A 12,714-nucleotide genomic window follows, 5' to 3' on the forward strand; every position below is an offset into this window, starting at 1 on the left:
AAAATTATGTATAAATAAAAAACAGTATTCAAAGTTGATTTCAACCTTCATATTTATAAAAAATAACTATATTTTGATAATTAGGGCTCAAGAGGAACCTCCTATTGGATAGGATAGACCTTCAAAAAATCCCTGAAAAGCCCCCAGGAGAACGGGCCATCCACTGTTGCAATTCTTCTATAGTAGTGCAGGAACCAGTGGGGTCAGTAGGGGCCTAGGACGCCCCCTTGCGGTTGGTCCCTTGGTTCCTCATCTCTTTTGATTGTCCCATAGGAAACGGAGCAAGGAGTATCCCTTGGTCTATGCCACCACAATGCTTCCATGTCCTTATGAACAAGTCATATAGTATATTGTCAAAGAATTACCCCGCCATCAAGATCGATCCACCAAACGTATTTCCAACAACGTATTTCCAACATCGTTTTCCATGCCGATCTACCACATCCGAGGAAGATTTCCCGGGCGACATCCGAAGGAATCGGGGACAAAGCGCAGGGGTTCGAGTCATTGATTCTTGGCTATCGTATGGGCTATCCCCTAATTGTGAGCACTCCAAGGGGTCTCTTCCCCCATCCGGCTTCGGGATTTCCGACCTTTTCCCATCTTGTATGGGTTTTGCCTTAGCTCAGAATTAAGCAATAAACACCTTATTCGATCCCATATGTTCCACCATTACGCTCGACCTGGAACTATGCATTCAGTACTTCCTGCGCCCTGATATCACCCCTTAACAGGTTGCGATCCGATACCACCAGGACAGCGGATAGCTTGGCTTCGTTTTAGGGATAGGTTCCGACACCTTTATTTCGACGATGAACAAACCAACCATATCATAACAGCCCTATAAAAATGCCCATTCTCCCTCCCTAATCCCCCTCATGTAATACCGAACCAAAGGATTCGATTCCCATCGACCTCTGCATACGGTGCAGAGTTTGCCCAGCCACCTCACGAGCCTTTGCACTACCCCGTTGTAGGTAGCGAACCACATCATCCCCCTCTATCAGATCAGCATAGGATTCACGAATCGGTTCGAGAGCCCCACAAACAACCTCAACCAATTCCCCCTTGAAAACTCCATATCCCTTGTCCGCATACAACCTCTCCAGATCATCCATGGAAACTCCACTCAACAGATGATGAATCATTAGCAGGTTACTGATCCCTGGCTTGTTAGCCACATCATAACGAACCGTACCCTCCATATCCGTAACCGCCTTCTTAATCTTTCGAGCCACCTTGTCAGGGGAGTCCAACAAATACAAACAACCCGAGGGGTCTCCGCTTTTGCTCATCTTCTGCCGCGGATTATCCAGGGACATCACACGCGCCGCCTGCGGATGTACCAAAGACTTCGGTATCTTGAAAATACCCTCCCCGTACCAATGGTGGAATTTGTTCGCCAGCGTACGCATCAGCTCTAGATGTTGCAGCTGGTCCTCACCCACCGGAACAAAATCCGCCTGGTACAGTAAAACATCCGCTGCTTGTAACACAGGATATGTATACAAACCTACTTTAACAGAGCCTTCGTACGCAGTACCCTGCTTCTGTTTGAATTGCGTCATACGCCGCAATTCACCCATGGGCGCTACACACTGCAAAAGCCAAGCGGCTTCACTATGGGCAGGAACAGCCGATTGGACGAAAATCGTTACCTTCTGTGGATCCAAGCCCGCCGCAAGGTACAAGCGGACCACCTCTAACACAGATCTCCGTAGAACCGCGGGATCCCGCACCGTCGTCAACGCATGGAGATCGGCAACAAAGAAAAAAATCGTAGCAGAACGGGATTGCCATTCTAGCATAGGGCGGATGGCACCGAGATAATTCCCTAAATGCAAACTACCACTCGCCTGAATACCTGTTATCACGATTGCTGACACGACAAACTCACCCTTCCCTAACCCGCCAATAGAACCCCCTCCATGGACTATCCCCTGCCTAACACCTCACGCATTTTCTGACAAGTCAGGCCAGCAAACGAGCGAGCCTTCTGCGCGCCCTTCCTCAATTCAGCGGCAATTGCCCCCTTTGTAACCGCTTCCTTGTAGTTACGTTGCACAGGACGCAATAGAATATAGGCCATCTCCTTCGCCGCCTTCTTAAAATCATCATGGTCCATACCGGAGAACAGTCTACCTGTCATGTAAGGATAGGAAAAACCTGTAGCCCAACGACAGAGTGTCAACAAATTACTGATCACGGGCTTTTCACGTGGATCATAAACAATGCCACCACTTTCTAACGCTAGCTTGCGAAACTTCCTCGCCGTAGACGCTAGAGGATCCAGCAGGTAAATACAACCCCCCGGCCCCGTATCCCCCATCGCCCGATGCGGATCATCAAGGGCACGCAGAGGTTCCAACTCCACGGGGTGTAGAATTTCCGGTATCCTAAAAACGGACTCCCCCGTATGTAAACCGTGGAAACGTTCCCCCAATGCTGATGTCCACTCGGACAACGCTACCTCGGATCTCGGCAATATCATGGCATCCATTGGGTAGGCAAGACATTGCGCAGCCTGAAGAACGGGATAACGGGGAAAGGGAATGACACTACTGGACACGGAACCCGGGGATCCTGACCCCCTCCCCAATGTACGCAGGGATTTCCAGTCCCCCTTTTGGATCAAACATTCCAAAACACCCGCTATCTCCATGGCTTCAGGAACATCGGACTCTAAGAACATGAAAAAATTTTCCTCACGATTCACCCCAAGTGCCAAATACACACCGGCCAATCCATAGGCATACTCCCGAACCAGCTCCCGATCGGGAACTACAGATAAAGCCTCACAATCCTGTATGCAGAGAAAAAACGTATCTGTATTATGAAACCAGCTAAGACCGGCGGGACGAATGAAACTTACATAATCATATAAGTTCAGCTTTCGATCCGGCTTGACAAACATCAACATCGTATCGATTTCTTCTATAGCACGCGTCGGCTTATTTGATGATTTCGCATAGGACAACCCCACCTCGAGTGCCATGATAGACAATCCCCCCGTCCACAATTCCCTAGGCCCCGATAAAAAACAGCAGAAATCTCCCGTGGGTGATCGCCGAACGATCCAAAAACATGTTCTACATCCTGGTTCACAATTCTAGCAGATTCAAACAGATCATAGCAAATGAGCCCCATCCCCACCCAAATCCCACGGAAAAGCATCCCCCAACAACCCACATCGGTTGCACCCCTTTACCCACATGAGATAAAATGCGGGGGGATGAATCCTTGATCGGAGGAGGGTGTACCGAGTCATGGAACAGATCATGCAGTGGTTCTCTATGATACCCTGGAACTGGGTCGTGCCCACCCTAGGAATTATAGCCGCCCTCGGGATCCTCTATTTGAGGTTCCTGGAAAGAAAACGACCTGTAACTACTCGTTCCCTACTGATTCCACCGCTGGGTATGAGCACAGGGGCGATCATGTTCCTCTGTCCCCTGTTCAAAGTGCCGTGGCAGTGGGGACTCATCGTACTCCTTACCGGATGCCTTGTGTTAGCCCCCCTACTCATTCTCACATCATCCCTAACAATCAACGATAAGGGCATCGTTCGTATGCGATCCTCCCCCGCCTCCTTTACCGTCATCATCCTCATCATTCTCGCACGCCTGTTATTCCGTGAGTGGATGGAGGAGTATCTCAGCTGGGCACAAACAGGAGGCATGGCGTTCCTACTTGCGTTTGGCATGCTTGTCCCTTGGAGATTAGCCCTGTATAGGAGCTATCGTAAATTACAACAGAACTCCGTAAAAAAATGTCCGTCTATGGAATCCAAACCTTGAAAAAGAGCAACCCCCCATCCGGGGTTGTTTTTTCTGCACCAATCCATCCCCCTGAAGGAGCAAACTGAATCCAAACATCCTGCATCCCTCTCTACCGTTTCAGAAACAAATCCCCCCTACCATACACAGAAACATCCCGGATTATCGCACTTGAAGATGAACCAACCATCGGTACGAAATAGCCCCACCCAGCATAATACCTACTAATCTGCACCAATCCATCCCCCTGAGGGAGCAAACTGAATCCAAACATCCTGCATCCCTCTCTACCGTTTCAGAAACAAATCCCCCCTACCATACACAGAAACATCCCGGATTATCGCACTTGAAGATGAACCAACCATCGGTACGAAATAGCCCCACCCAGCATAATACCTACTAATAGGAAAGTCAGTATCTTCAAAAATAATTGGCGATCACGACTATACCCGGACCAACGTTCTACGGACCATTGCCGAACCCAACGTTGATGAATTTGATGATGTACAATTCCAATCATGGGGACCAACACAACAATACAAATCCAATAACCGACGGGCATTTCTCTCAACCATGGGGAAGAAGAGGATCGGAACCAGGCCTGCAAGCCGAACAAAAAACCCAGAAAAAGAAAAATCCACCCCCCACTCTGGTAATAAAGAGGAAAGGCGTCCCCCATCCTTTGCCGCTCATACCGATACAAATCACGTAAACCCGGTACGTAAACGCATAAGGGTTCGCGAATCCATAGGCGAAGAAACCCCACCAGAAGGAAAAGAACTGCTAAGAAACTGCACACCTCACGTGCAGTCCAACCCAACCACAAGATGAGAACGAGGCCACCACCGACAACATGAAACCCCAAGAGTTGCAAACCGTACCAACGACTCAATTTCCCGGGAACAGGACCGTGCTGATGAGGTAGACCATACATTCTAAATCACCATCCCCGTTTTCTCAGGGTATTTTCATCTAGAAAATACCACGTACAATAGGGCACGCTCAATCGCCATTTCTTGCGGTAAACGCCCCGTTTTAATCGATTCTTCCGTCATCAGGGCTTCCCGCAACCACCGATGCAACTGATCCATTGAAAGCGCCCTCGCATGTGTAATGGTCTGTTTAGCAACATGAAAGGGAAGACGAGCCTCCCTGGCCAACACAGCAACCTGGCCCAATCGCTTGGCAAGAAGGAGCAAACGAACCTGGCGTACCCAAAGTGCCAACAGGAAAAATACGTCTACCCCCTGTTGACGCATAAATCGCCATGTTTTCCACGCATCGCCTTCCCGTCCCCCCACTAGATGATCCATAAACTGAAAAACTTGATCCGACAATGCAAGAGGTACGAGGAGTTCTACGTCGGAAACGGTAATCCCCCGCCCTATCCCCCTGGAAAAGGTCACCAGTTTCTGACATTCCTGACACAGGAGTTCCATAGCCGAACCTGCACGGAGTAGCAAAACATCCAGGGCCCCAGGTTCTATTTCTACCCCGCGTTGCCGGAATTGTTTTCGTAGCCAACGTCGCATCTTTTCCCCTTCAAAGGGGACAAAACGAGCCACACAAACACTACTAAGGAGCTTTTTCACTATTTTCTTTCTCTTATCCAAAGCGTCGGAAAGAACACTGCAAATGAACACATTCCCCGGAATGCAATGGTTCCAATAGGCCTCTAATGCCTCCACCTTATGATCCGGACTACCCCTCTTGACACGGGCGGAAGTAAAACAATGGGCCCGTTTGGCCCATACTAGTCGCCGTTCTGATAACAAAGAGGGGGTGGACACTCCCTGTATAGCCGCCTGCAAGGGCTCCTCCTCCAGATCGAAAACCGTTCGATCTACAGACCCACCCTGGGAGAGAACGCGCATAATCCATTCTACCGTCTTACGCAACAAAAAGGCCTCTGTGCCATAAAAAAAATAAACAGGTTCCACCTTACCCTGCTGCAAGGACGCCCATACTTTCTCCATCTTCCCCCCCCTATGGGAGCAACGTAACCCCTATAGATCAAGAAAACTACCTTATGAACACAATGGAGGGGGAAGATGGGAATCAAAAACCCTTTTCTCCCTCCCAATCCCACGACATCACGATCTTGGGGAGGAAAATTACACCCACCCGAATGATAGCATAAATATCCCCCCCTGAACCCCCACATTTTCATCATAGACGAAAGTACGAGTCTCGTCTGTGAATCCCGGTTTGTTATCACCATCGATATCCTCGAACTTGAAAGGTCGTGCACCAAGCTAGGTGCAGAAAGGATAAAGGAGCAGGCCCTTTCGAACCGATCGATGGGTATAGGTTCCAAACCGCTCTAGCGCGGCTCATGGTAAGAGCATAGGTCGTGAGCGGCTAGGGAAAAGGCGGAGCATGACTCCGTCCGGTGAGTGTTGAGAAGGTGAGCGCGAGCGAACCGGCCGAGGACGCATCGAAACGAGCAATTTATGTCGAAACCATAGGGTAAAGATCTCTACCCCGGGGCCAAGCTAAGGAAGACGACCTATCTACTGTCCTAGCGGCATGCGGTGCACAGGACATACAATCCGAAGCGAAGAAATGATCGTGGGTTAGACCCGATGGGTCTAACTGGACGCACAATCTGAGATAAGGAGATGATCGCAAGTTGGACCAGGCAACATTGGATCGAAACCCGGTAGGACACGGCAGAGGAAGGTACGGAGAACGTAACACCAGACTGGGGTTCTAAATGGGCAAAATTCTATGGGACCATAGGAGCCACATAATGCGAGAATAGTACGTGTGGTTCTGTGAAAGGGTTGACTGAGATGCCAGCCTTACTCGACGTGAGAGGCTTGGTTCGAAATACCGTGTCTACTCGACATAGCACCACACAAACGCCTTGGCAACGACCCAGGCGTAATAAAAAAAGCCAAAGACAACGGAAGAAACCCAGTGCACGGAGTCGGATCGTCCCATAGTATCGATGAAACCCTTTTGTAACGATCGTGTACCAGGGCAATATTTGTGTTATTACTGTTTGGTGCTACCGCGAAAAAAGGTATCAAACTTATTAAAATATTTTTGTAGATTAAATGATGTGTTCAGGAAATGTTTATATTGTTATGGGTATTTCCAGCGTAAGTTCTTTTGGGGGGAAAGGTACCCCTTTCTGGGGGATTGCACCTGAAAATTTCGTGCGATCGGTTATTTTTTGTTGAACCACCGAAATCACCGTGGAATCATAGGAACCGGTTCCTATCTCGCCCCTTTTGCGCACACTAAAGAAACCGACATAAAGTCGAATTTTATTTTTTATTTAAATATTATTATATATTAAAACCTATGTAGTTATTGGTGATCTTATCCTTGGTGCCCCTGCTGAAAAAAGTATCAGACTCATTAGAATATTTTTCTAAATCAAATGACATATTTAGAAAATGTTTATATTATTAATAAGTATAAAACAGTCTGTGTAAATATTTCAGACGTAAGTACTTTGGGGTTGAAAGGCACCTCTTTCTGGAAGAGTGCACCTGAAAATTTAGTACGATCGGTTATTTTTTGTTGAGCTCCCGAAATCGCCGAGGAATCATAGGAGCTGGTTCCTATCTCATAGCCTTTTGCGCACATCAAGGAAACCGACATAAAGTCGAATTTTATTTTTTATTGAAATTGAAGGAGGATTATTTATCATTATTAAAAACAAATATACTCATAAAAAATAGACCCTGAGATGGGTCATCAAACGGCACAAGGAGAATCTAAAAAGGAATTCCTCCGGGGCCTACACCCTATTTAGAATGAAAACCATGCGAAGAAAACAGTCACAGAGCCAAGGAAACAGGATGCGAATTGGGAATCAATATACAGAAACGGGTGTGCCCGATCCTGCTCCACACTAGCCACGGAACCAAGGTTCAAGTATCTGGCCGTGGTAGGCCAAAAACAGGAAGGAGAACAACCCGCATCCCACTACGGGAATAAAAAAACTAGTCCCCTTGTACATCAGGGGAACTCTCCCCCTTCTCTCCCTTCCTATCCCCAGCTGAGGATTCGGCGGTCGATAGACCCTTGGCCCCCTTGGGCTTGACCACCGCGTTGATAGCGGAGCGCTCAAAAACCAACCTTATATCCCCTGATCGTAAGGCAACCTCGTCTTCGTCCTCATCAATAGCAACCACTATGCCATGCATACCCCCAATGGTAATAACCTTATCACCTTTTTTTAAATTCTTAAGCATCAACAACTTTTCCTGCCTCTGCTTCCTTTGGGAACGCTGCATAAAATATATGGAACCAAACAAAATGACCATCATAAAAAGCAAATAGAATACTGAATTCATTCCATCCAAGGGAATACACACCTCCTGTATACTAAAACCACACGATGACAGAAAATTCCTCCGAAAAAGGAAAAATCACCCCCGCGCAACAATCCATGAATCTCCCACGTAAACCCTAGCAAAAAACACAATAGCTCACATCAGATATAATCCCAATATTTCCCTACCCCCAACAAACAACGCGGAATGAACACGACCAGAACCCCTATTACAAACACCGGATAAATTCCATGCCGATATACAAACCAATATCCCCTTTCCCCGAATCTGTGACACAACAGCAACAAAATCTGGAAACCTACGCTATCCCGTCACAATATGAAAACCTTTTCAGACCACAAGGGAACACAATCCCCCAACAACCACACCCATACCAGGGTGCAAATAGAGATGGAACATATTGGTATTGGTCAGCGGCAGAATACATCGTAATGATGAGGATGACAAAGTTTTTGCAGCAATTGAGGTACTTGCAAGCATAAACAAGAGAGCTTCATAAGCATCACGTAACGTTGTTATTGGAAAACCCCATCGGACATCTTGGCAACACAACAGTTGCAGAATACACAAACTGAATAAACAAGAAACCTACCTCCTACTATATCAAGGAAATTGGCTGGCAACAAGCCATACCTTCAGTGGAACAGGTAAGGCCACCATCACATCACCCAAACCGATAGAAAACTTCCCAAAAAGGGTGATACGTTGGCGCGCGAACCCCCCACCGATTCATAAGGGAGGCCACAGGGGATCAACAACACCACCCACGCAACCAATGAAAATCCGCGATCAATCCCACACACGGTCTGAAAAAAAATGTAAGGGGCAATGAAAGTTGATCCACTTGCCATCCACAAATAGCCCACGCAAAGCCAACCACCTTCAGAACCAGGAACCGCAGACCCACAATCCCCACGCACCTTTGTCCGTTGGATAGACCCATGTGCAGGACGACAAAAACCCGTCCTCATCCCTCAGGAACACAAAAGAAAAATTCATTCCCGTATCGCACGCAATCCGGAAGCGGGGGCTACACTCCCGAATTGCACAAAAAATGTCTGAGTTCTGCATCAGTTGACTCATATCAAACCCAATAGGGACATCGTATTATGTAAAGAGAGGGGGACACCCCACCACCTACCTCGCCTACTACCCGTACCACCACAAAGGACACCCGGAAGGAATCCCCTCAAACCCCTCGCAGTACAAATCCCCAGTGTTCCCCAACACCCATTCCAAGCTTCCTTCGTACCCAAGCCGGAGCCCAACGGGCCCGGAGGAACGTATCGGGGTTTCCCCAGGCGCCCCTAATCCCCCTTCGCCCAATTGCTTTCATGCACACAAATGAACCGACACACAACTACCATTGTCCTCTGGCATAGGCAAACACATGGGAATCTGATCAATGGACCCTATCGATACCAACCCACTGTATGCCCTACGATCCATAACTTAGCAATTGCATATTCCCTTAGGAAGGGTAGGGATCACCATCGTCCGCCCCCTCAAGATAACGCAACCCCTTACCCGTCAGACGACGCCCACGCAACGTTCTTTCCAGAAGACCTATTTGCAATAAATAAGGTTCATAGACTTCTTCCAATGTTCCGATCTCTTCCCCCATGGCCGCTGCCACGGTAGCCACACCTACTGGCCCACAGGAAAATCGATCACGGAGTAACAACAACAAGCGCCGATCTACCGTATCCAAACCCAATGGATCTACTTGCATCTGGTTCAGAGCCTGTTCTGCAACCCCCCCGTCCAACATAGCATGCCCTTGTACCTGCACAAAATCACGCACACGCCGCAACAAGCGGTTGGCGATCCGTGGTGTACCCCTTGACCTTTTGGCAATCAAATCCACACCGGAGGATTCCACAGAAACCTCGAGAAGAGCTGCACTACGATGGAGGATGGTCCCCAAATCAGTCAGGGTATACGGCTCCAAACGATGGACGATACCAAAACGGTCGCGAAAGGGGGAGGTTAACGATCCCATCCGTGTTGTGGCCCCAACGAGGGTAAAGGATGGGAGATCCAATCGTACAGATCTCGCCCCCGGTCCCTTACCGAGGACGATATCAAGAGCAAAGTCCTCCATAGCTGGATACAGAACCTCTGTCGACGTCCGGGGAAGACGATGAATTTCATCAATAAAAAGCACATCATGGTTTTGTAGGTTCGTCAGCATAGCTGCTAGATCCCCTGGCCGATCCATGGCAGGCCCTGATGTAACATTGATCTGCACACCCAACTCCTGTGCAATGATCCTCGCCAACGTAGTTTTCCCCAATCCAGGAGGACCATGCAAAAGCACATGGTCCAAGGCCTCTCCCCGTTTTCGGGCTGCGGCGATATAAATTTCTAAATTTTCCTTCACTTGCGTTTGTCCAATGTACGCCGCCAATGTCCGAGGACGTAGACTACGCTCTATCGAATCGGTGTTTTCATGCGATGACGGAGACAATTCTCCTTCAACCTGCGAATGCAACAGCCCCTCCCCCCTATTCCTTGCCCCTCGACACCCTGCATTCTACTTGCTACCCAATAATTGCAAAGCCCTCCGCAACCACGATCTACCCTCATCCGACATACTGACAGGTAGGGATGTGGACTGGACAGCCCCCGTTGCCTCCCTCTTATTGTAGCCAAGGGATTGGAGAGCGGCAATGACTTCCTCCCCCATCATCTGTCGTGGAATGCCCTCAGGTGAAATACCCCCAGGGGATTCGGATGATACCCCTATCTCCGTAAAAACAGACCTACGATCTTGTAATTCCAAAATGATTCGCTGTGCTGTTTTACGACCAATTCCTGGTACCCTTTCAAAGAAAGCATGATCCCCGTCGTGAATTGCCTGGGCCAACTGGGAAACTGTACTCCTCTCCAATATCAAACAGGCGGCCTTGGGTCCTACACCGTGCGCCTGCAACAATTGACGAAAACAATCACGTAACAAACGTGTGGGAAATCCATACCATGTACGTACCTCATCACGTACCATCTCATGGATATACAAAATTATTTCCTCTTCCAAACGGGGCGAAGATCCACCAACCAAGAGAATCTCGTAACCGATCCCGCCACCGGTCTCCACAACCACACCCCGTGTGGTTACATGGAATACCACACCACGTAGAAAATCAATCATCGGCCCCCCTCATCCCATACCTGGAGACCGCAAATCGCCACGGCTAAAGCATCCGCCGTATCATCGGGTTGGGGAATACCGGGAAGACCCAGAAGACGAGTAACCATATGTTGAACCTGCTTCTTATCGGCCCTTCCATAACCTGTCACTGCCATCTTCACCTGCGAAGGGGTAACAATCCGTACGGGTAGGGAAACCTGCGCGCAATGCAGGGAAAGCACCCCCCAAACTTGTCCCACATGAAAAGCGGTCGTCACATTACGCTGAAAGAAAAGACGCTCCACGGTCACACCCTGCAGACGATACCGAGTCAACAGTTTCTGAACCCCCTGCGAGAGGGAAAGTAATCGTTCGGGTAACGCCAGCCCCTTTGCGGTCGTAAGACAGCCGTGGGTTAGGGACCGAAAGCGACAACCCTGTTTATATACAATTCCATACCCCAGGCGTGCAATACCAGGATCGAAACCGATGATACAGGCATCTGGCTGTGGTATAGGAGAAATAATATCTAAAATAAAAACCCCCCCTCATCATCCCACATCTTTCCTTCTTGTATGTTTGTATGTATGAAAGAAACATTCCGAAATTCACATCAATTCTTCAATGAATAGCCTCTTTTTTGAAACGTCCTCCCTGTACATCATGAATCGTACCGATAGCAAGGAAGGCATTTGGATCCACCTCGGCGATAATCGTTTTGAGCTTGGCCTGCTCAAGGCGGGTAACAATACAAAAGATTACCATTTTCCCTTCTCTGGTATAACCACCCTCACCATAGAGATAGGTAACACCCCGCCCCAAACGCTGGAGAATGACTTGGGCAATGTGGGCACTATGATCACTGATAATCCAAACAGACTTGGTTTCATCCAAACCCTCCACCACAATGTCCATGGTTTTGAAGGCAATGAAATAGCATATCAGGGAGTACATAGCGTGATCCCAGCCAAAGAAAAATCCCGCCGCGCACAAAATAAAAAAGTTGACAAACATAACGATCTGCCCAATGGAAAAGGGGAGATGGCGCGATATCGTAATCCCCAAAATCTCGACCCCATCCAACGAACCACCATACCGCAGAACGAGACCCACCCCGATACCCTGAAGGATCCCGCCAAATACCGCTGCATTGAGGAGGTCACGTGTCGCTGGTCCCATGTGGGACAAAAAGATCGTTCCCAACGCCAAACTGGTTACACCCAACAACGTAAGAAAAGCGAAGGTTTTTCCAATTTGCCGGTAACCATAAACGAAGAATGGAAGACTGAAAACTACAAGGAAAAAACCGAGGGGTAAGGCCGTACGGTAAGCCGCCAAAATAGAAACACCGGTCACACCCCCATCGATGATGCGATTGGGGATCATAAAAAACTGTAGGGAACAGGCCACCAATAGGGAACCCAAAATGACAAAAAGGGAGCGGATGCTAACTCGTCCTAGCAACAGCCACTGTTTTCTGGAAAGCATAGGA

At 48.5% G+C, this 12,714-nt stretch carries 12 protein-coding genes; 1 reads left to right on the forward strand and 11 read right to left on the reverse strand.

From position 1 onward, the window contains the following. Positions 1-866 precede the first annotated feature (866 nt). Both trpS and PPRES148_RS05370 read right to left on the reverse strand, forming a co-directional pair. The gene (gene trpS / locus PPRES148_RS05365) at positions 867-1,886 is read right to left on the reverse strand and encodes a tryptophan--tRNA ligase (protein ID WP_149453567.1); all 1,020 of its coding nucleotides are present in this window, start codon (positions 1,884-1,886) and stop codon (positions 867-869) included. Positions 1,887-1,933: 47 nt separating this feature from the next. After that, the gene (locus PPRES148_RS05370; protein WP_149453568.1) at positions 1,934-2,995 is read right to left on the reverse strand and encodes a tryptophan--tRNA ligase; all 1,062 of its coding nucleotides are present in this window, start codon (positions 2,993-2,995) and stop codon (positions 1,934-1,936) included. A gap of 271 nt (positions 2,996-3,266) precedes the next feature. Between PPRES148_RS05370 and PPRES148_RS05375 the strand changes: the two genes are divergently transcribed. After that, entirely contained in the window at positions 3,267-3,797 is a 531-nt protein-coding gene (locus tag PPRES148_RS05375; protein ID WP_149453569.1) for a CcdC family protein, read from the forward strand. Between the two features lie 316 nt (positions 3,798-4,113). Here PPRES148_RS05375 and PPRES148_RS05380 read toward each other — a convergent pair whose 3' ends face one another. The 9 genes from PPRES148_RS05380 to PPRES148_RS05420 form a co-directional block, all read right to left on the reverse strand. Continuing rightward, on the reverse strand, positions 4,114-4,710 hold the full coding sequence (locus tag PPRES148_RS05380) for a hypothetical protein (protein WP_149453570.1): 597 nt from the start codon (positions 4,708-4,710) through the stop codon (positions 4,114-4,116). 34 nt (positions 4,711-4,744) lie between these two features. Next, positions 4,745-5,752, reverse strand: a complete 1,008-nt coding sequence (holA, locus tag PPRES148_RS05385; RefSeq protein ID WP_149453571.1) for a DNA polymerase III subunit delta — start codon at positions 5,750-5,752, stop codon at positions 4,745-4,747. Between the two features lie 1,983 nt (positions 5,753-7,735). Continuing rightward, positions 7,736-8,089 (reverse strand): preprotein translocase subunit YajC, encoded by a 354-nt coding sequence (gene yajC / locus PPRES148_RS05390; RefSeq protein WP_149454249.1) that lies wholly within the window; start codon positions 8,087-8,089, stop codon positions 7,736-7,738. 330 nt (positions 8,090-8,419) lie between these two features. Next, entirely contained in the window at positions 8,420-8,659 is a 240-nt protein-coding gene (locus tag PPRES148_RS05395; RefSeq protein ID WP_149453572.1) for a hypothetical protein, read from the reverse strand. An 89-nt stretch (positions 8,660-8,748) separates the two neighbouring features. Then, on the reverse strand, positions 8,749-9,060 hold the full coding sequence (locus PPRES148_RS05400; protein ID WP_149453573.1) for a hypothetical protein: 312 nt from the start codon (positions 9,058-9,060) through the stop codon (positions 8,749-8,751). Positions 9,061-9,560: 500 nt separating this feature from the next. Beyond that, the gene (gene ruvB, locus PPRES148_RS05405) at positions 9,561-10,583 is read right to left on the reverse strand and encodes a Holliday junction branch migration DNA helicase RuvB (protein ID WP_246142908.1); all 1,023 of its coding nucleotides are present in this window, start codon (positions 10,581-10,583) and stop codon (positions 9,561-9,563) included. Between the two features lie 42 nt (positions 10,584-10,625). Then, positions 10,626-11,243 carry a Holliday junction branch migration protein RuvA gene (gene ruvA / locus PPRES148_RS05410; protein ID WP_149453574.1) on the reverse strand — a complete coding sequence of 206 codons (618 nt, stop codon included), beginning with the start codon at positions 11,241-11,243 and terminating at the stop codon, positions 10,626-10,628. Then, entirely contained in the window at positions 11,240-11,758 is a 519-nt protein-coding gene (gene ruvC / locus PPRES148_RS05415; RefSeq protein WP_342779848.1) for a crossover junction endodeoxyribonuclease RuvC, read from the reverse strand. Before ruvC ends, ruvA begins: the two co-directional genes overlap by 4 nt. 85 nt (positions 11,759-11,843) lie before the next feature. Beyond that, entirely contained in the window at positions 11,844-12,710 is an 867-nt protein-coding gene (locus tag PPRES148_RS05420) for a YitT family protein (RefSeq protein ID WP_149453576.1), read from the reverse strand. Between the last annotated feature and the right edge of the window lie 4 nt (positions 12,711-12,714).

This window comes from Pasteuria penetrans (assembly GCF_900538055.1).
GTDB lineage: Bacteria > Bacillota > Bacilli > Thermoactinomycetales > Thermoactinomycetaceae > Pasteuria > Pasteuria penetrans.